Consider the following 19866-nt stretch of genomic DNA (forward strand, 5'->3'; position numbering starts at 1 on the left):
AGATTTAAATCTATGCGAAAAGAGTGGGAAAATGGAAATATTACAGCTGCAGTACTTTCAAACTGTAGCACGACTGGAACATATGACGAAGGCTGCGGAACAACTTCAAATAGCTCAGCCATCCCTCAGTAAAACCATATCCCGGCTTGAAGAGGATTTGGGTGTCGCACTTTTCGATAGGGAACACCGGAAAATCAAGCTCAATGCAGCCGGCCGAATATTCTTGAACCGGGTCGAACGCGCTTTTGCGGAACTGAATGAAGGAAGGCGCGAAATAGTGGAATTAGCAGATCAAGACCAAAAGAACATCACTTTGGCCGTTACCATTCCCAGGGTCCTGCCTGATTTATTGGGTGCATTTTTATCTCAGTACCCGGATGTCCGTTTTCAACAATTCCTAAAATCCATATCATCAATGAAGCAGCTTTTAATTGAAGGAGAAATCGATTATTGCATATCGTCCGTTCCGATCGAAGGACCAGACTTAAGGTGGGAACCGCTGATCACCGAAGAAATATACTTGATCGTGCCTCCCAATCACCGGCTGGCTGGCAGGGAAAGCATAACACTCAAAGAAGTGAAAGATGAACCATTCATCAGTATGAATACAGGCTTCGGGTTCCGCAGCCTAACCGACCAATTTTGCCTCGAAGCGGGATTCGTCCAGCACATCGCCTTCGAAGGAGATGAACCAGCTGTCATCTCGGACCTTGTCAGGAAAGGGTTGGGGATCGCCTTCGTATCCGAATTGACATGGCTTCATCAAACCGGATCATTATCCCATAAAATCCGAATAACAGAACCTGTTTGTCAAAGAACAATAGGGCTTGGCTGGTCAGAAAAACGCTACTTCACCGCAGTAGCCAAGCAATTTCGGTTATTTGTCATGGATTACTTCGCTGCCGTCAATTCCGCTAGGCTAAAGGATGAATAAATGTGGTAAAGGTCGAATAAATCGCCGGTTAGGGCGAATAAATGGGTGAAGGCATAAAAAGTATAATTTAATTATAGAGAACATAGTATTCTAGGAGGTTTTTATTAAATATATCGGGTTCAAAATGACGAATCCGATCCTAGGAGATGAATGGAGATGGAAATACGGGTTAATCAAATTGAGTTGAATGGCCTCACGTTTCAATATCGGGAGAGCGGGGATGTTTCTGCACCGCCGCTTGTTGTTCTTCACGCGATGGGGAAAAGTGCAGATTCATGGGATCAAGCGGCTGCCGCATTAGGAGAAAATTATCGTGTTTTAGCCTTAGATCAACGGGGCCACGGTGGGAGTGCGAGAACTAATACATACACTTTTGAATTGATGTGCGATGATTTGCTTCATTTTGCGGATGCGCTTAATTTGGGAAGGTTTTCGCTAATGGGGCATTCCATGGGGGGAACAGTTTCCTATCTGTTCTCGCAAACTTATCCTTCGAGGATAGATAGGTTGATTGTCGAAGACACGCCTCCTCCTTTTTCGGATAAGCCAATGGAGGTTCCTTCCAAACCTGCTGTCCCACTGCCGTTTGATTGGCAGGTAGTGCCTTCGATTCTACAGCAGCTTAATGAACCCGATCCCAAATGGTGGGCGCGCCTTACCGATATTATGATGCCGACGCTTGTTATAGGGGGCGGGTCGAGCCATATTCCCCAAAACAAATTGCAGGAGGTTTCCGAGCTTATTCCGAATTGCGAATTGGTGACGATAGAGGATGCCGGACACTTTGTCCATGAAGATAATTTACCAGCTTTCTTGGCTGCCGTAACAAGGTTTCTTTCCAAAGGACAGGCGTTTTAATAGGCTTAAGAGGGTTGCCGATGCAGCCCTCTTATTCCTGCTTTAAAATGTTATGGTTTATTTTAAAGACGGAATTTACCGATTTATTATTCAGGATTTCAAGCAACTGTTCAGCCATATAGCCAGCGCTATATTTAAAGCCAGTGTTGACCCATTCGATGATCATGCCTAATATCGCATACGCTTGGTAGCTGGAGGCAAGTTCTATATTGATCTTAGGGTTCGGCCGGTAATCTTCCAGGTCCTCCAATGGAAGTTTCTTTAACTCATTACAAATCCTTTCCAGTAATGTAGGCCATGCATTCGTCTTTAGGATAAGGGTATAAATGTTTGCATAGTTAGCTACATGTTCAAATATTTTGATGACTGAAGCGGTTAGTTCATTGATGGTGAAAGTATCAACGTTCTTATAAGGTTCCCGGTAAGATATGATCAAATCGGCAATGACATCTTCCATGACCTCTTCAAGCAGTTCCTCTTTGTACTGATAGTGTTTATAAAATGTACCCCGATTAAGGTCGGCGAGTTCTACAATGTCAGTAATCGATATATCCCTGAAATCCTTATTTTGCATTAATGATATGAGGGATTCTTTCAAAGCCATTTTGGACTTCCTGATCCTTCTATCAATCCCAGTGTTATTATCAGTCATTTTCTTCACCCTTTGTTCGTTATTGTGCTTTTAATGAACATAATGACCACTTTCTGTTCATTGTTCAACATCGAGGTCATCATTTGCTGATTGTATAAGCCTACTGAAACTAATTATACTATAAAGGAAGGTAGTTAATGAACATCTGTACAATAAGTATCACTTCACTAGAATGAATGGGGGAGTTCATAATGAAATTACAAGACAAAGTTGCAGTAGTGACAGGTGCAGCATCAGGCATGGGAAAACAAATTGCTATAGATTATGCTAGAGAAGGTGCGAAAGTCGTCGTATCGGATTTAAATCTTGATGGTGCGAACGAAACGGTAGAAGAAATAAAAGCGAATGGCGGAATGGCCTTTGCCATTAAAACGAACGTGGCGGTGGAGGAAGATATTCAACATTTGATCGATACCACGGTCAGTACTTACGGTACGGTGGATATTTTGGTGAATAACGCGGGTATCATGGATGGCATGGAACCGGCTGGAGACATTGAAGACTCTAGATGGGATCGGATTTTTGCCATTAACACGACTAGCGTCATGCGTTCGACTAGAAAGGTGTTGCCGATCTTTTTAGAAAAACAAAAAGGGGTCATCATCAATATTGCTTCTGCTGGCGGTTTGTACGGTGCTCGAGCAGGTGCAGCATACACTGCCTCTAAGCACGCAGTCGTTGGGTTCACAAAAAACACGGGCTTTATGTATGCCAATAAAGGGATTCGCTGCAATGCAATAGCACCAGGCGGAGTTGAAACCAATATTGGTTCCAGCATGACGAATATCAATGAGTTTGGCTTCTCTCGCCAACAATTGGGTATGGCTATCAATCCACGCAATGGCAAACCTGAGGAAATCGCTAAAGTGGCATTATTCCTTGCTTCAGACGATTCCAGTTTTGTTAATGGTACTGTCATCACCGCAGATGCTGGTTGGAGTGCATATTAAGCCCGTAAATTAAAAAGAATGGTCAAGAACTTAGTGACTGATATATTTTCCTGCTAGTTAGCAGGGATGCATTTTTTTGAGTGGAGCATAGGCGGGATCATTGTAGGGGGAATTTGGTTAGCCAGACAATTTGCTAGAGGAAGTTTCTACTTCATTCGGTAGTCCTGACATTGTCATTTCAATCGAAAGTGGATAAGTGGGGGCTGGATAGTTCGAACTACTATCCAGTTTTTCTCTCAAAAAGAATTATGCTATCAATTGGATTTAAAAGATAAGTTGAACTCTGAAATCTTGGAAGCAAAATAGGTTCCCAGAAAAAATCCACTTTCCCTATGAAATTGGATCACTGAGTGATCCATCAGTTTGCTGCGATACCTCTCAAACGATATATTAATTGGCGTGAGAATATTGAAGGACTTTCTGACGGACGTAATCAAGGTGTTTGTACATTTGGCTAAATGCTTCATGAGGATCATGTGCTGCAAGTGCCGCATAGATGGCTTTATGATACTTTACAGTCAGTTCCCGTTCTCTGAATTGAATCAGGCTATTAATTTTATTATGTGTAATCAATAAAGAATCGATCATGCCTTCAATAATGGGATTGTTTGCACTTAAAGCTATGATCTTGTGGAATTCTTTATCGGCCTCTCCATAATCGTTGTCTTCACTATTGGCAATCGTCTCAATCGTAACTTGCAGTTTCTCCAATTGTTCGTCTGTGATCTTCTCGGCAGCCATCGTTACTAATCCCAACTCCAAAGCCATTCGCGCTTCGATGATCGCTGGTAAATTATCTGTAGCCAGCGCCAGCATGACAGAGAATGGATGTGTACCGATTTTATCGTTAAAAAAGGTTCCTTCACGTGTTTTTCGAGTAATGACACCTAGTGTATCAAGTGCACTGAGCGCCTCACGTAAAACAGGCCTGCTTACTTCAAGTTCTTTCATAAGTTCCATTTCAGGAGGCAGTTTGTCGCCCGCTTTCATTTGTCCGCTGACGAGCAGATGCACAATTTGATCCACGACTTGTTGTGAAAGAGTGTTGCGATGTACCGATTGTACGCCTAATTTCTTTGACGATTCTTCCATTGTGTAACCCCTTTTCTGTTAAATCCTATATGTATTCATACTGTAAGACTAATTATATAATATAATACACTTATTTGCATGTGAGTATGAGAAGACCTACGTCCAAAAAAAGTAAAATGCGCCTCTCTAAAGAGAGAGACGCACGCAATGTAGGAAAAAAATCATCTCACAAGGCAAGGAGATTTTGGATTGAACTTCCATCCGGAAACCAGGTATTGCATCGCCATTGAATCATCACGGGCACCAAGTCCTTTTTGTTTATAAAGCTGGTGTGCCTTCTCGATTTGTTCCATATCCACTTCAATTCCAAGTCCAGGTTTGGAAGGGACATCGACCATACCGCCGACAATTTTAAAAGGTTCTTTCGTCAAACGCTGCCCATCCTGCCAAATCCAGTGGGTATCGATTGCAGTGATTTTTCCTGGTGCGGCTGCTGCAACGTGTGTAAACATGGCAAGTGAAATGTCAAAGTGATTATTCGAGTGTGATCCCCATGTCAATCCCCAGTCGTTGCACATTTGAGCGACACGGACGGAGCCCTGCATCGTCCAAAAATGAGGATCGGCAAGAGGGATGTCCACGGATTGAAGTTGAATGGAGTGCCCCATTTGCCTCCAGTCCGTTGCAATCATGTTCGTTGCGGTTGGAAGGCCCGTTGCACGCCTGAATTCCGTCATGATTTCCCGGGCGGAAAAACCATTTTCCGCTCCGCATGGATCTTCCGCATAAGCTAAAACATGATGCTGATCCCTGCAAAGTTTAATCGCATCCTCAAGCAGCCAGCCGCCATTTGGATCAAGCGTGATCCTGGCTTCAGGGAAGCGTTCCGCAAGTGCCGTCACCGCTTCGATTTCTTCCTCCCCGCGTAAAACCCCGCCTTTCAATTTAAAATCATTGAATCCATAGCGAGAATGGGCGGCTTCTGCCAAACGGACAATCGATTCGGGTGTCAGCGCTTCCTCATGACGGAGGCGAAGCCAGTCATCTTCCGCTTCCGGTTCGCTTAAATAACCAAGATCTGTTTTATTGCGGTTACCTACATAAAATAAGTAGCCCAGCATTTCCACCTTATCACGCTGCTGTCCTTCACCGAGAAGGGCTGCGACAGGAACACCTAAATATTGGCCAACTAAATCAAGAAGTGCCGCTTCCAATGCTGTTACGGCATGAATGGCAATACGGAGATCGAACGTCTGAAGGCCGCGCCCTCCAGCATCGCGGTCCCCAAACTGCTTACGGATGGTATTCAGAATGTTGTTGTATGCCCCAATGGACTGGCCGACAACCAATTGTTTGGCATCTTCTAGAGTTTGGCGGATTTTTTCGCCCCCAGGAACTTCACCTACACCTGTATTACCCGCATTGTCTTTTAGAATGACAATGTTCCGGGTGAAATATGGAGCATGGGCACCACTTAAGTTCAGCAGCATGCCGTCATGGCCCGCAACTGGAATAACGCTCATTTCTGAAATTACCGGTGTGCCGACTTTTACATTATCCTTAAGCAATTGATTGTTCATAATTTTTCCCCCTACTAGAATATTTAGTTGACTATGATTTTAACTCTACACGTTTAATTTCACCAACCAGGAATAAGTAACTTAAAATAGCGACAAGAGCATTGGCACATACGAAGACTAGCGCCCCATTGAACGACCCTGTCGTGGCAATGATATATCCGATGATGATCGGTGTTGTAATGCCGGCAATGTTACCGAATGTGTTGAAAAGCCCGCCGCTGACACCGGACATTTCTTTTGGTGAGGTATCGGCCACAACCGCCCAGCCTAATGCCCCAAATCCTTTACCGAAAAACGCAAGGGCCATAACGAAAATGACAACCCATTCCGTATCTACATAGTTTGCTGCTACCAAGCTCATCGATAGAATCATCCCAACAACAATTGGCATTTTTCGGGCGACAGTCAATGAGAATCCCTTCCGTAACAAGAAATCCGAGAATGTACCTCCGAGAATACCGCCAAAAAATCCACAAATGGCGGGAAGGGAAGCGACGAATCCAACTTCAAGAATGGTCATGCCTCTTTCTTGTACAAGGTACACAGGAAACCATGTAAGGAAAAAGTACGTTAACGTCGTAATGCAATATTGTCCTAGATAAACACCTAACAGCATGCGGTTTGATAAAAGCTGCTTAATATGATTCCAGTTGACGCCTTTCTTTTCCTCCTTATTTGCACTGGTTTGATCCATATTGATCAAAGCGCCGCCAGCTTCGATATATTCAAGCTCAGCTTTGTTGATACGAGGATGTTCTTTCGGGCCATAAATCGTTTTCAGCCAGATGAAAGCAACGATGATTCCTAAAGCACCCATAAAGAAGAAGACATATTCCCAACCAAATTTATACGTAATGTAACCCATGATCGGTGCAAAGAGAACGGTTGCAAAATACTGGGCGGAATTGAAAGTGGCAGCCGCGGTTCCGCGTTCATGGCTTGGGAACCATGTAGCGACGATGCGGCTGTTGGCCGGGAAGGAAGGCGCTTCTGCCAATCCAACTAAAAAACGCAGGCCGAACAATACGATGACAGCTGTTCCGGCAGAACCGAAAAAACCTAGAAACCCTTGTAAAAGCGTAAAGGCAGACCATAACGTGATACTCCAAAAGTAAACCTTTTTTGAGCCAAAACGGTCTAAAAGCCATCCGCCTGGAATTTGTCCTGCTACATAAGACCAAGCGAAAGCGGAGAAAACGTAGCCCATCATGACTGAATCGAGACCAAGCTGACCAGACATGTCCGTACCCGCAATTGATAGCGTCGCACGATCCGCATAATTCAGAGCAGTGACCAAAAAGAGCATAAAGACAATGAACCATCGTGTGCGTGTTTTTTTCTGGGCACTTGGTAGTTTAGGAGATGGTTGAAAAACTTTTTCTTCAGCGTTCATATACTCACTTCCTTAATCGTATTTAATTATATTTTCATTTGATACCGCTTACAATGTTAACTGTTCCTCCTTCGTGAAAATTCTTAATATTTAGTTTTGTCCAATGGTAAGACAAATAAAATTGTTTGTCAATGGCTTTTTTTCGTAAATCATTTTTCATTTTAGCTCCTTAATTATCGTGTTTTTTTGTATATAGTAGAAGTGAAATTATTGAGGTTTAACGTAATGTTAGTTTTTTCAGAAAATAAAAAAAATACGATTGACCAGAAGGTCTATTTGTCTTACAATAAAACAATAATACACAAGGGGGAATAAATAATGAATAAGACTCGCAAGGCACCTAAAGGAATACTCGGATTTCCCGTGGCACCATTCACAACGAGTAATAAGCTTGATGAACAAGCACTCGCCCAAAATATCCAATTTTTATTAGATGAGGGACTCGAGGCTATTTTCGTGGCATGTGCAGCAGCGGAATATCCTTCGTTAAGTAAAGAGGAATATGAAGCGATGGTAGAGGTAGCCGTATCCGTCACGGCTGGAAAAGTACCTGTATACACAGGGGTAGGCGGGAATATTCAAACTTCCCTCGAACTTGCCAGAATATCAGCGGATAGAGGGGCAGACGGTTATTTAATATTACCTCCATATCTCGTTACTGGAGAACAGGCAGGTCTGGCTGCTTATTTCAAAACCATCGCAGAAAGTACAGACTTAAATTCCATAGTATATCAGCGTGATAATGTTTCATTTTCACTTTCAACTTTGGAAGCGCTTGCTGAGGTCCCGCAGGTGGTCGGCGTCAAAGACGGCCTGGGCAATATGGAGTTGAATGGACTCCTTACACAAACCTTCGGAAAACGTTTCGGCTGGCTGAACGGAATGCCGCTTGCGGAAGTTACCATGTCGGCCTACGTTCCACTTGGCTTTGACTCATATTCATCGGCGATATCCAATTACATCCCGCATATCTCACGAAAATTCTATAATGGCATTTTGAGCGGAGATCAGGAAACGGTCAATGAAATTTACCAACAGGTCATCATGCCAATCAACAATATTCGCCGTCAGAGAAAGGGATATGCCGTTTCGCTCATTAAAGCAGGTATGGAGATTATGGGAATGCCGGTTGGGCAAACAGTCAGATTACCAATTCTTCCGGTGGAAAAAGAACATTATGCAGAAATGCAAACGATATTAGAGAATGCTTTAAATCGTTTTCCAAAAGAAACACCAATTCAATCAATCTAATAAGGGTGGGGATTATAATATGATAACTACAGTTCAAACAAAAACGTATCTTAACTATATTAACGGTGAATGGGTTGCTTCTATTTCAAATGAAGTTGAAAAAAGTTTAAACCCGGCAGATAAACAGGCAATTGTCGGATATGTACAAAAATCTACCAAGGATGACTTGAACCTGGCTGTGGAAGCTGCGAAAAAGGCGAAAGAAAAATGGCGCAAACTAGCTGGTTCAGAGCGCGGGGAGTATCTATATAAAGCAGCGCAAATTCTTGAAAAGCGGATTGATGAAATTGCAGAATGTGCAACACGGGAAATGGGAAAGACCTTTGCTGAAACAAAAGGGGAAACGGCACGCGGCATTGCGATCCTGAAATACTATGCAGGAGAAGGAATGCGTAAAGTGGGGGATGTCATTCCATCCACCGACAGTTCAGCGCTTATGTTCACGACGCGAGTCCCGCTTGGCGTTGTGGGCGTCATAACACCTTGGAATTTCCCAATCGCCATCCCAATTTGGAAGATGGCTCCTGCTCTCGTATATGGGAATACGATTGTGGTCAAGCCAGCCACCGAGACGGCTATCACCTGTGCGAAGATCATGGAGTGTTTTGAAGAAGCGGGTTTACCGGCGGGTGTAATCAATATGGTCACAGGACCGGGCAGTGTCATCGGGCAGGGCATCGCTGATCACGAAGATGTAAACGGCATTACCTTTACCGGCTCAAACGGCGTTGGAAAAAGGATTGGACAAGCGGCGTTAGCACGCGGAGCGAAATACCAGCTTGAAATGGGCGGGAAAAACCCGGTCATCGTTGCAGCGGATGCGGATCTTAATCTGGCTGTAGAAGCCGTCATTACAGGTGCGTTCCGTTCAACGGGGCAAAAATGTACCGCGACAAGCCGTGTCATCGTTGCAGCTGAAGTTTATGAAGAGTTCAAGCAGCTGCTGGTGAAAGAAACGAAAGGCATTTCCATTGGGGATGGATTGGACAGCGGGACATGGATGGGACCATGTGCTAGCGAAAATCAATTGAATACGGTTCTTTCCTATATTAAAAAAGGAGTGGAAGAAGGCGCTGAACTTCTAATTGGCGGGAAGCGTGCTGAAGAAGGCCCTCAGGCAAATGGCTTTTATGTAGAGCCTACTATTTTTGATAACTGCACGTCAGATATGACGATTGTACAGGAAGAAATTTTTGGTCCGGTGATTGCTTTATTGAAAGCTGATTCAGTTGAAGAGGCCCTGCAACTTGCGAACAGCGTGGAATACGGCCTTAGTGCTTCGATTTTCACAGCGAATATCAAACATTTGCTTTCATTTGTTAACGATATGGAAGCGGGATTGATCAGGGTCAACGCTGAGAGCGCTGGCGTTGAATTGCAGGCGCCATTTGGCGGCATGAAAAACTCCAGCTCCCACTCCAGGGAACAAGGAGAAGCAGCAAAAGAGTTTTTTACATCCATTAAAACGGTGTTTGTAAAATAATAACCCTCTCGTGTATCGTGTATCTTTAGTGATGACTGTTTGCTTTTTTAGAATGAAGGAGTGGTAAAGTGGATACGAAAACGCAACTGACGGAGGTTCCGCTTTATATTAAGGTAAATAAGATTGATAATGTCGCCATCGTGGTTAATACGGGGGGCTTGGATCAAGGAACCGTTTTCTCTTGTGGGCTTGAATTGAAAGAAAGAGTACCACAAGGTCACAAAGTGGCTTTGACGGATATAGTCGAGAATGAAGCCATCATACGCTATGGGGAAGTTATCGGTTATGCGGCTGAATCCATCAGTAAGGGCAGTTGGATTGACGAGTCGTTGGTGATACTGCCGGCTTCTCCAGATTTAAAGGCATTACCGGTAGCAAATGATATACCGAAAACTTTACCCCCACTTGAAGGGTATACATTTCAAGGATTCCGCAATGAAGACGGCAGTGTTGGAACCAAGAATATATTAGGCATTACAACTAGCGTTCAATGTGTTGTGGGCGTTCTGGATTTTGTCGTGAACCGGATAAAAAAAGAGCTACTCCCGAAGTATCCCAATGTTGATGATGTTTTCGCCATAAATCACAACTATGGGTGCGGAGTCGCTATCAATGCACCGGAAGCGGTTATTCCCATTCGCACGATACAGAACCTTGCGAAACACCCAAATTTCGGCGGGGAAGCCTTGGTAGTTGGATTAGGGTGTGAAAAACTTTCTCCAATGAGAATAAATCCAAGCGGGGATGATTCAGATATCATTTCACTTCAGGATCAGCAGGGATTTGCGGGAATGGTCCAATCCATTATGGAAATGGCCGAGGAACGTTTAATCAAGTTGAACCGCAGGCAGCGGGAGACATTTCCGGTTTCCGAATTAGTCATCGGTACACAGTGCGGAGGAAGTGATGCCTTCTCTGGTGTGACAGCTAACCCTGCAGTAGGATATGCTACAGATCTGTTAGTTAGAGCAGGGGCAACCGTTCTATTCTCTGAAGTCACAGAAGTACGGGATGCGATTCATCTATTGACGCCTCGAGCGGTGAATGAAGAAGTAGGAAGAGCCTTAATAAAGGAAATGGATTGGTATGATAACTACCTTGCTTTAGGTGATGCTGATCGAAGTGCCAATCCGTCGCCTGGAAACAAAAAAGGCGGATTGGCCAATGTAGTGGAAAAATCATTAGGCTCCATTGCCAAATCCGGAGGCAGCCCCATTTCAGGCGTATTGGCTCCAGGTGAAAAAGCAACGGAAAAAGGGCTGATTTTTGCAGCTACACCAGCTAGTGACTTTGTTTGCGGAACACTGCAGCTCGCTTCCGGTATGCACCTTCAAGTTTTTTCAACTGGAAGAGGCACACCTTATAATCTCGCAATGGCTTCCGTCATCAAAGTATCTACACGAAATACATTGACAGAGCAATGGAAAGACCTGATCGATATAAATGCTGGAACTATCGCTACTGGTGAAGCGACGATTGAGGATGTTGGATGGGAAATATTTCACCTTATTTTGGAAGTGGCCAGCGGTAAAAAGAAAACCTGGGCAGAGCATTGGGGCCTGCATAATGATTTGGCATTGTTCAATCCTGCTCCAATTACTTAATAATGATTTACTGGACGGACTTCCTTTTAATAGAGGAAGTCCGTCCTTTTTTCTTCCAGAAAAGAGGACCGCTGGACTATTAGCAGAAGTTATTAATGAACGTTTGGTTTTCATCATGACGAGATACTGAAGTACATATCAGGAGGGATAGCATGGTCACATTCAGGAATGCGACGGCAAAAGATTTAAGTGAAATAGTACAGATGCTTGCGGATGATGTTTTGGGGAGGGAAAGGGAGCGCTATGAAAATCCCCTTCCTGAAAGCTATATAAAAGCATTTGAATCCATTGATGCAGATGGAAATAATGAATTGATCGTAGCATGTCTTGGTGAGGAAATCGTTGGGGTACAGCAAATCACGTTCACTCCTTACATTACCCATCAAGGCGGTTGGAGAGCTACGATCGAAGGGGTTCGGACGGCATCTACAGAACGAGGGAAAGGTATTGGAAGCAAGTTGATTCAATATGCGATTGACCGTGCAAGGAAGCGGGGCTGCCATATCATTCAGCTGACGACCGATAAAAAGCGGGAAGAAACGTTGCGTTTTTATGAACGTTTAGGATTTAAAGCCACTCATGAAGGCATGAAAATGAAGCTTTAAATTCACGGTCTTTTGTCCCCTTTTTTTGTGCACAACAACTTGTCTGGTATTATATGTTAAAATTATTCGTGGGATATTAATAGATGTATAGGATTTAAAAACTTATGAAAGGGTGAGCTCGATGGAAAACGAAGCATGTATTCAGAAGAGGTATGGTGTAATCAGTTTTACTTCATTCATCATTGGAATCGTTTGCTTTTTTACTGTTTTTATTACACCTATCAGAATCGCAAATTTCGGGAGCCTGACGGGTGATTATATCACATTTTTCCTTACGATTACCGGTATCGTCCTATCTGTCATGGGAATTTTGAAGAAAACGGAGAAAAAAGTGATTTCTATCGTTTCTTTGGTTTTTTCCTCATCTTTCTTTATATTTTGGGTTATCGTCATCACTTTGCTGTTAACTGGTGAAATAGAATGGCCACGTAGATCAAATTAGCGGTTGCAGTGATAGAGTTTAATGAGTTTTGCTTGAAGATAGTTTGGAGTTGAACCAATTGAACCTTTCGTGATGCTCAGGGGAGCTGAAAAATAGAATGGAGAATCATAGAATGAATGTCAAAGCGGAGTTATATTGGAATGAATTTTGGCAGGGGAAAGAAGAAGAAAAACCCCAGTCAGTCAGTGCGTGGCAATTCGGGGCCGATCCCGATCAATTGGCTCGATTAGTGATGGCTGGGATAAAAACGGCTACATGCTCTGGGTATATTTTTTATGAAGAAGAAAATGAACCATTACCATCCGTGGGTGATTACAGCATTATTTTAAGCGGTGAGGATGAGCCCTTAGCCATCATCCAAACAGTGAAAGTCGAAGTATTGCCCATGAATGAAGTGAGCGAAGAGTTTGCAATTGCAGAAGGGGAAGGCGATCGAACATATACATACTGGTGGGACGCACATGAAAAATTTTTTAAAGAAGAATTGGACAGAATCGGACACACCTTTCAAGTAGATATGCTGCTAGTGTGTGAGCGTTTTGAATTGATTCATGTAAAGTGAGTGTAGACGGCTAGCAATAAGTGCTTTCTTTCAGTGATTTGCTATAATAGGTCATTGGATTAAAAAACTTATAGAAAGATAGGTATTTGCATGAAAAGGAAACTGATATTCATTGGATTGGGAATCCTGGTTGTTTTCCTGCTATTGTTTGGTACGTATAAATTAATGAATTCAAGAACATATCAGTTATTCGGTGGATTAACGGATAATGTCGAGACGAATGAAAAAGTGGTCGCTTTGACTTTTGATGATGGCCCATCGAACAATGTAAATCAAATCCTTCCGTTATTGGATAAATACGATGTAAAGGCTACATTCTTCCTGATTGGTAACGAAATCGAAAAGTATCCAGAGGAAGCGGATAAAATAGCGGAAGCAGGACATCAGATTGGCAATCACACGTATTCCCACAGGCGAATGGTTTTTAAATCGCCCTCTTATATCAAGGCGGAAATCGAGAAAACGGATACATTAATTCAAAACTCCGGATATAAGGGTGAAATTGATGTCCGGCCGCCAAACGGGAAAAAAATCTTAGGTTTGCCTTATTATTTAAATAAAAATGATAGAGAGACCATTACTTGGAATCTGGAACCAGATAGCTATTACACTTCAGCTTCTGACAAAGTGAAGTATGTGAAGGAAAATATAAAACCAGGTTCGATCATCCTGATGCATCCGATGTACGATGATACGGGTAAAGAACTTCAAGCGATTGAAGGGATCTTACAAGAGTTAACGAACGAAGGGTATAGGTTTGTAACGGTCAATGAACTTCAGGAAATGTAGTTTCATTTTTCGTCCAGACGATTTTCGAAGAATCGGGTTGCTGCGGCAGCCCTTTTTTATTTGATATACAGAATAGTACAAAACATGGGCTGCATATTGTTTCTTAATGGAAGGTTGTTGTTAGGGCATGCATTCGCATGAATTTTTCCTTAGTGGAAATAAAGCTATTAAAATGGGGCTGGTTACTTGTATCGGAATAAAAACACCGCTCTGATCATGATTTTATGTTTCCTGTTATTCCTATTTCTTGTGGTGCTCATTTTTCGCCACATCACGGTATACTTCGTGTATAGCTCGGGCATCGGCCCGTTATTGCTTATCGGGGTAATGGTTTTTGCTATCGTTATGCTTTTTTTCAAAGGATATAAATAATCGAGTCTGTCTACTGGTTTTAAGGATTTGTACAATTTGAACGTTGCTTTCCTCTCCAGGCACTCGCTTTCCGCGGGCGGTCCGGGAGTCTCCTGGACGCGCTTTTCCCGCAGGAGTCTCGTTCCTTACGTTCCAACCAACTTGGTTTTTAAATTTAGATAGAACCCCTTTTGTCTACAAACTGAGGCTGCTGCGCAGCCTTTTTTTGTTTCTATGTATAGAGATACATAAAAAAATATAAAAATCAATAAAAAATTAACACTACGACATTAGTAATATATGGTAATATTTGAAATGGGATTATTTTCTTATAAATTATAATCAGGGGTGATATGTACGTGGAGTTTTTTACTAAGTGGGCGTTTAAGAACAAGGCTGCCGTTTCATTGGTAACCATATTTATTTTGTTGATAGGAGTTGTCAGTTATTTTAAACTGCCGATGGAATTTTTACCATCTGCCGATAATCCTCAAGTTACGATTATCACAATGGGTCAGGGCACTGATTCGAAAACGATGGAAGCACAAGTTACAGATCCAATTGAAAGAGCAGTTACGGGAGTTAAAGGAAAGAGTTCAATATACTCCACCACTGGAGATGGATTTTCAAAAGTAGATCTATTCTTTGAAGCCGGATCGGATATGAAACAAGCGAAACTTGATGTTCAAGAGGCTCTTGGCAGTGTAGCGCTGCCACAAAGCATGGCAAAGCCAACTGTTACACAGTTAAATACATCAATGATTCCCATCTCATTTGTAGCTGTTACTTTTAAGGATGGATTAACAGCTGAAAATATAGACTTTACCAAGAAAGAATTAGAGCCTCTGTATAAAGATATTAAAGGGGTTTCGGATGTACAGACATTTGGAATTTCGCAATCCGTTCTTTCAGTCAAAGTGGATAATGAAGAATTGGCTAAAAAGAAAGTCTCCATTCAAGATGTCATGAGCGTCCTTAACGGTCAGAATGCAGCTCTGGCCGTAGGCGAAAAAGTGATTGATGGGAAGGCAAGTAACATCAAGGTTATCGGTGATTTAACAAGTATTGAAAAATTAGAAGCACTAAAGGTCACTCCGAATGTCGCACTTGGAGAGATAGCAAAAGTTGAAGAAGCGAAGGATGGCAACCTCATCAGTCGTTTTAATGGAAAGGAAAGCATTGATTTAAGCATTATCAAAGACAGTCAATCAAATGCGGTCACAATCAGTAAAGAGGTTGAAAAAGTAGCAAAAGAAATTAATGAAAAGTATAGCGACCAGAAATCGACCATTTATTTATCTACAGCTGATATGGTGGAGACTTCCGTTCAGACGATGGTAAAAGAAGTTCTGCTAGGTGCGTTATTCGCTACGATTGTAATCATGGTCTTTTTACGGAATGTAAGATCTACATTCATTACAATCGTATCCATACCGCTATCTCTTGGATTTACGTTATTTTTGCTGTCATTGTCGGGAGTGACGCTGAATATTTTGACGCTGGGCGGTGTCGCTGTAGCGATCGGGCGGTTGGTGGACGATAGTATAGTTGTTATTGAAAATATTTTCCGGAAAATGCAGCAGGAGAAGATTTCAAAGGAATTGGTGATGGATGCAACGAAAGAGGTGGGAGTGGCGATAACAGCTTCAACCCTTACTACTGTAGCCGTTTTCTTGCCAGTTGCTTTATTGAATGGAGGGCTTCAAGAGTTTCTTCTTCCTTTCGCATTGACGGTAACTTATTCTTTGCTGGCTTCTTTAATTGTGGCATTGACGGTTGTTCCGTTAATGAGCGCAGGATTGCTGAAAAGGACGGAGCTGCCAAAACATCGACCGGCCAAGCGTTTTACCAAACTGGTTACTTGGTCATTAAATCATAAATGGGTAGTCCTGATTATTGCGATGCTGTTGTTTGTCGGTTCCATTGGTACATATTTTGCCATGCCAAAAGGGGCGATTGATAATTCTTCAGCAGACTATGTCTCCGTGACATTAACTTATCCAAATGATCAGCCTTATGAGAAAGTAAAGGAAAAAGCGATTGAACTCGAAGAAACGATGCAGGATATGAGTGAAGTGGATAATATTTTCATGCAATTAGGAAACTCAGCCGAGACGGCCCAATATGGAGCAGTCACATCACCTACAGAAGCAACTTTCGGCATCCTCGTGAAGGATAAAGCAAATGTAGATTCAATCCTGGAGAAAATGGAAAAGGAACAAGAAAACTATCCTGATGCGAAGCTTACGGCCCAAGCCTCTTCATTTATGATGGGGGCATCAAAGACGAACATTACGTTAGATGTGATCGGCAGTAATGTTGAAGATTTGGAACTGACGGCCAATAAGGTCAAAGAAAGTATTCAGGATATTAAAGGAATCGAAGAGGTTACAACAAACCAAGACGAAAAGAAAACGATTTATTCATTCAAGGTAGATCCGGCTAAAGGCAATACAGAACAAATCGGTCAACAATTAGGTATCATGCTTAATAAAACTCCTATTGGCAATATAACCTTGCAGGATAAGCAGACACCTGTCGTCCTTGAACCCATCTTTGATCCTAAAAAACCAGAGGATTTAAAAAGTATCCCGATCATGACAGACGGCGGTCTAGCTCCGGTGTCTAAGGTTGCATCTTTAAATAGTGAAGAGAGTGCAACAACGCAGTTCCATAAAGATGGAGAAACGTATCTTCAATTAACGGCAACGGTCGATCCGACTAAGCTTTCCGATATTGCAAGCAAAATAAATCTTGAGATATTTGGAGATAAAGAGAACAAAGGTCTTGATATTCCGAATGATGTAGAGATTTTAGTCGGCGGGGCCAGTGCTCAGCAGACAGATGATTTTTCCGATTTATTCCTTACGATGTTAATATCGATCGGCATCGTATTTTTAATCATGGTAATAACATTTAAATCAATCAAAGCACCGATCGCCATTCTATTTTCCTTGCCATTCGCTGCCATTGGAGCGGTATTAGGATTGGTTATCAGTCGAATTCCAGTTGACATTACAGCACTGCTGGGTGCTCTCATGTTAATAGGAATTGTTGTGACAAACGCGATTGTACTTCTGGATCGAGTCAAACAAAACGAAGAAAAAATGATCATCCGTGATGCGATCGTCGAAGCGACGGCTACAAGATTCCGTCCGATCATAATGACGGCTGTAGCAACAATTTGTGCCATGCTGCCGCTTTTATATAAAAAAGCGGAAACAGGAAGCTTGGTTTCACAAAGTTTAGCGATCGTTGTCATTGGCGGGCTAGCTGTGTCTACACTGCTCACACTTATCGTCATTCCATGTATATACGAATTACTATACTATAAAAAATCGAAAAAACAGAGAAGGAAAAAGAAAGAACCCGTTAACGAACAAATCGAGATGTAGGGAAGCTTAATAAAAAAGTTTGTAGAGAAAAGCAACATTTTCTTTACAAACTTTTTTTCTTTTAAAATAATGGTTGACTTTCCTTTAACCTGTAACTAAAATTATTACAGCAGGTGGTAAAACAATTGCCGAAAGCTATCGACTACTGAATGCCATGTTCTTATATTAATATTTTTTTTGCTTTGTATTGTAACTATTACGGTTACAAGTTGAGCTGATAATGAAAAGTGAGGGAATATATTATGACAGTGAAAATTAAAGCGTATTCTGATTTTATTTGCCCATTTTGTTTTTTAGGTAAAGGTCCTTTGGACGAAATCGTGAAGGATAAGGATGTAGAAGTGGAATGGATGCCATTTGAATTGCGTCCGAGTCCACATGCCAAAATCGATCCATGGAAGGAACCCGATAAGTTGAATTCATGGGACTCTTACATTCTGCCTGCTGCGAAAAAGCTAGGGGTTGATATGCGTTTACCCCGTGTCTCCCCGCATCCATATACACATTTGGCATTCGAAGGCTGCCATTTTGCAAAGGAGCACGGAAAAGGGAACGAATTCCACAACAGAGTATTTACCGCGTTTTTTCAAGAGGAACAAAATATTGGAGATATTGAAGTATTGACAAAATTAGCGGGTGAAGTTGAGCTTCCTGTAGAAGACTTTAGAGAAGCGCTAGTGTCACGGAAGTATCGGGAAGTGCACCAACAAGCACTCAAACATGCCTATGAAGAAGCAGATATAAGGGCTGTCCCGACGTTTATTATTGGTGATGAAGTTATTCAAGGACTAGCCAGCAAGGAAAGGCTGGCGCAAGTCATTGAGAAGGTAGAAGCAAAAAATAAACGGAATGAATTTGATGGCTTGCAATGTGATGGTAAGGGGAATTGCCAATAACGTTTTTACTGTCAGGCAAATACGGATTTACTACTGTAATGTCATTTCACGCCCCTCCTTAAAATAGGCTTGATTAATTTTTAGAGTACTTAAATATTACAGAATAACCCCTTTTATCAAACAATAAAGCCTTTCTTTTTACTGTTTAATATAAAAGGGGTATTTTAATGTAATTCTATAACTCTAGTTGAATTGTAGTAACAATATTAGAATCATCGACCCATAAATAAGCATTTTTACATTTATGTGTGAAATATCTAATGGCAAAAGTATCTTTTAAATAATCTTTTAAAGTCCAATTGTATAATGAGAGCGAGATTTTTGGCCCCTTTGATGTGTTTTTTAAAAAATCTAACACCTTATCGAACTCCATATCTTCGTATTTCTCTATAAATTCAGGTATTATCTTGTATGATTTTTGTGGTTTCCATTCATATTGTGACTTGCTCATTGTCCCATATAGATTTTTTATTATTGGATTTAAATGATTCCACCTGATCAAGGAGAGAGATTCTTGATTCGGCTTACTTAAGATTATTTCTGATGGTAATTCGTTTTCTAATACAATCTTTGTGTTGTCAAAATGCATAATAATTACTTCGATTACTTGATAATCAATTCTAGTATCGACAAATAACGAAGTAACACTATTTTCATCTTGGCAACCCAACAGTAAAAAGAATTGAGTTAATAGTGAATATTTTTTTTGGACATTGGAATTGGGGATAAATTCCCTGATCTTGAAATCTGAAAAACTGTCTGTATTGTCTAAGAACTGATTATTAGCTTCAAAAGATTTCAACCATTCCATTAGTAGCCCACCTAGTGTTTTTTTATTTACCTCAAAATAACTATAACCATTTGCAATGGCTGAATGAGTTAAATTATTTCATAGTGTATCATGGTTGTTTGTGAAAAAAACAGGCTTTTTTACCTAGATATTTTGGTTTTTCACTTGATTTTTAGGATATTTATATTATTTTTAAGATGAGGAACGGACTGTTTAATATAATTACCGGAGGTAAATAATTGACAATGAGAATCATTTTCATTTATAGTGAGATGTGTAATGAAATTAATTCTCAATTA

Annotated in this window: 17 protein-coding genes; 12 read left to right on the forward strand and 5 right to left on the reverse strand. The window is 41.6% G+C overall.

Annotated features, from left to right (window positions below):
- The first annotated feature begins 31 nt into the window (after positions 1 to 31).
- Both ACQKMF_RS01810 and ACQKMF_RS01815 read left to right on the forward strand, forming a co-directional pair.
- Entirely contained in the window at positions 32 to 934 is a 903-nt protein-coding gene (locus tag ACQKMF_RS01810; protein ID WP_402939403.1) for a LysR family transcriptional regulator, read from the forward strand.
- Positions 935 to 1090: 156 nt separating this feature from the next.
- Positions 1091 to 1792: an alpha/beta fold hydrolase gene (locus tag ACQKMF_RS01815; protein ID WP_427571565.1), complete on the forward strand. Its 702-nt coding sequence runs from the start codon at positions 1091 to 1093 to the stop codon at positions 1790 to 1792.
- A 31-nt stretch (positions 1793 to 1823) separates the two neighbouring features.
- Here the strand turns inward: ACQKMF_RS01815 and ACQKMF_RS01820 are convergent, their stop codons facing one another.
- Positions 1824 to 2444, reverse strand: coding sequence for a TetR/AcrR family transcriptional regulator (locus tag ACQKMF_RS01820; RefSeq protein WP_402939397.1), 621 nt, complete (start codon positions 2442 to 2444; stop codon positions 1824 to 1826).
- Between the two features lie 191 nt (positions 2445 to 2635).
- On the opposite strand from ACQKMF_RS01820, the gene ACQKMF_RS01825 reads away from it, so the two are divergent.
- Positions 2636 to 3394 carry an SDR family oxidoreductase gene (locus tag ACQKMF_RS01825; protein ID WP_101223162.1) on the forward strand — a complete coding sequence of 253 codons (759 nt, stop codon included), beginning with the start codon at positions 2636 to 2638 and terminating at the stop codon, positions 3392 to 3394.
- A 390-nt stretch (positions 3395 to 3784) separates the two neighbouring features.
- Here the strand turns inward: ACQKMF_RS01825 and ACQKMF_RS01830 are convergent, their stop codons facing one another.
- The 3 genes from ACQKMF_RS01830 to ACQKMF_RS01840 all read right to left on the reverse strand — a co-directional run bounded on the left by ACQKMF_RS01830 (position 3785) and on the right by ACQKMF_RS01840 (position 7399).
- On the reverse strand, positions 3785 to 4486 hold the full coding sequence (locus ACQKMF_RS01830; protein ID WP_101223161.1) for a FadR/GntR family transcriptional regulator: 702 nt from the start codon (positions 4484 to 4486) through the stop codon (positions 3785 to 3787).
- 161 nt (positions 4487 to 4647) lie between these two features.
- Positions 4648 to 6006: a glucarate dehydratase gene (gene gudD, locus ACQKMF_RS01835; protein WP_230176611.1), complete on the reverse strand. Its 1359-nt coding sequence runs from the start codon at positions 6004 to 6006 to the stop codon at positions 4648 to 4650.
- 31 nt (positions 6007 to 6037) lie between these two features.
- Positions 6038 to 7399 (reverse strand): MFS transporter, encoded by a 1362-nt coding sequence (locus ACQKMF_RS01840; protein WP_101223159.1) that lies wholly within the window; start codon positions 7397 to 7399, stop codon positions 6038 to 6040.
- A gap of 318 nt (positions 7400 to 7717) precedes the next feature.
- Between ACQKMF_RS01840 and kdgD the strand changes: the two genes are divergently transcribed.
- The 9 genes from kdgD (at position 7718) to ACQKMF_RS01885 (ending at position 18777) form a co-directional block, all read left to right on the forward strand.
- Entirely contained in the window at positions 7718 to 8650 is a 933-nt protein-coding gene (gene kdgD / locus ACQKMF_RS01845; RefSeq protein WP_101223158.1) for a 5-dehydro-4-deoxyglucarate dehydratase, read from the forward strand.
- 19 nt (positions 8651 to 8669) lie between these two features.
- Entirely contained in the window at positions 8670 to 10133 is a 1464-nt protein-coding gene (gene gucD, locus ACQKMF_RS01850; RefSeq protein WP_101223157.1) for an alpha-ketoglutaric semialdehyde dehydrogenase GucD, read from the forward strand.
- A gap of 68 nt (positions 10134 to 10201) precedes the next feature.
- Positions 10202 to 11737: a galactarate dehydratase gene (gene garD, locus ACQKMF_RS01855; RefSeq protein ID WP_427571569.1), complete on the forward strand. Its 1536-nt coding sequence runs from the start codon at positions 10202 to 10204 to the stop codon at positions 11735 to 11737.
- Between the two features lie 152 nt (positions 11738 to 11889).
- A complete protein-coding gene (locus ACQKMF_RS01860; protein ID WP_402939387.1) occupies positions 11890 to 12342 on the forward strand; it encodes a GNAT family N-acetyltransferase in 453 nt (150 codons plus the stop codon).
- A 121-nt stretch (positions 12343 to 12463) separates the two neighbouring features.
- Positions 12464 to 12784 (forward strand): hypothetical protein, encoded by a 321-nt coding sequence (locus ACQKMF_RS01865; protein ID WP_101223154.1) that lies wholly within the window; start codon positions 12464 to 12466, stop codon positions 12782 to 12784.
- Between the two features lie 112 nt (positions 12785 to 12896).
- Positions 12897 to 13346, forward strand: a complete 450-nt coding sequence (locus tag ACQKMF_RS01870; RefSeq protein ID WP_101223153.1) for an ASCH domain-containing protein — start codon at positions 12897 to 12899, stop codon at positions 13344 to 13346.
- Positions 13347 to 13436: 90 nt separating this feature from the next.
- A complete protein-coding gene (locus ACQKMF_RS01875; protein WP_402939383.1) occupies positions 13437 to 14135 on the forward strand; it encodes a polysaccharide deacetylase family protein in 699 nt (232 codons plus the stop codon).
- Between the two features lie 710 nt (positions 14136 to 14845).
- Complete coding sequence (locus tag ACQKMF_RS01880) at positions 14846 to 17881, forward strand: efflux RND transporter permease subunit (RefSeq protein ID WP_402939380.1); 3036 nt, start codon at positions 14846 to 14848, stop codon at positions 17879 to 17881.
- Positions 17882 to 18123: 242 nt separating this feature from the next.
- Entirely contained in the window at positions 18124 to 18777 is a 654-nt protein-coding gene (locus tag ACQKMF_RS01885) for a DsbA family oxidoreductase (protein WP_427571573.1), read from the forward strand.
- Positions 18778 to 18952: 175 nt separating this feature from the next.
- Here the strand turns inward: ACQKMF_RS01885 and ACQKMF_RS01890 are convergent, their stop codons facing one another.
- Positions 18953 to 19588, reverse strand: a complete 636-nt coding sequence (locus ACQKMF_RS01890) for a hypothetical protein (RefSeq protein ID WP_427571575.1) — start codon at positions 19586 to 19588, stop codon at positions 18953 to 18955.
- Positions 19589 to 19866: the final 278 nt, after the last annotated feature.

Origin of the sequence: Peribacillus sp. NPDC101480 (genome assembly GCF_050277335.1) — a bacterium.
In the GTDB taxonomy this organism is placed as follows: domain Bacteria; phylum Bacillota; class Bacilli; order Bacillales; family DSM-1321; genus Peribacillus.

Bases quoted from the DNA above. Each gene is read 5' to 3' on its own strand.
- ACQKMF_RS01810 (WP_402939403.1), top strand. From the start codon at position 32: ATGGAAATATTACAGCTGCAGTACTTTCAAACTGTAGCACGACTGGAA.
- ACQKMF_RS01815 (WP_427571565.1), top strand. From the start codon at position 1,091: ATGGAAATACGGGTTAATCAAATTGAGTTGAATGGCCTCACGTTTCAA.
- ACQKMF_RS01820 (WP_402939397.1), bottom strand. From the start codon at position 2,444: ATGACTGATAATAACACTGGGATTGATAGAAGGATCAGGAAGTCCAAA.
- ACQKMF_RS01825 (WP_101223162.1), top strand. From the start codon at position 2,636: ATGAAATTACAAGACAAAGTTGCAGTAGTGACAGGTGCAGCATCAGGC.
- ACQKMF_RS01830 (WP_101223161.1), bottom strand. From the start codon at position 4,486: ATGGAAGAATCGTCAAAGAAATTAGGCGTACAATCGGTACATCGCAAC.
- gudD (WP_230176611.1), bottom strand. From the start codon at position 6,006: ATGAACAATCAATTGCTTAAGGATAATGTAAAAGTCGGCACACCGGTA.
- ACQKMF_RS01840 (WP_101223159.1), bottom strand. From the start codon at position 7,399: ATGAACGCTGAAGAAAAAGTTTTTCAACCATCTCCTAAACTACCAAGT.
- kdgD (WP_101223158.1), top strand. From the start codon at position 7,718: ATGAATAAGACTCGCAAGGCACCTAAAGGAATACTCGGATTTCCCGTG.
- gucD (WP_101223157.1), top strand. From the start codon at position 8,670: ATGATAACTACAGTTCAAACAAAAACGTATCTTAACTATATTAACGGT.
- ACQKMF_RS01860 (WP_402939387.1), top strand. From the start codon at position 11,890: ATGGTCACATTCAGGAATGCGACGGCAAAAGATTTAAGTGAAATAGTA.
- ACQKMF_RS01865 (WP_101223154.1), top strand. From the start codon at position 12,464: ATGGAAAACGAAGCATGTATTCAGAAGAGGTATGGTGTAATCAGTTTT.
- ACQKMF_RS01870 (WP_101223153.1), top strand. From the start codon at position 12,897: ATGAATGTCAAAGCGGAGTTATATTGGAATGAATTTTGGCAGGGGAAA.
- ACQKMF_RS01875 (WP_402939383.1), top strand. From the start codon at position 13,437: ATGAAAAGGAAACTGATATTCATTGGATTGGGAATCCTGGTTGTTTTC.
- ACQKMF_RS01885 (WP_427571573.1), top strand. From the start codon at position 18,124: ATGACAGTGAAAATTAAAGCGTATTCTGATTTTATTTGCCCATTTTGT.
- ACQKMF_RS01890 (WP_427571575.1), bottom strand. From the start codon at position 19,588: ATGGAATGGTTGAAATCTTTTGAAGCTAATAATCAGTTCTTAGACAAT.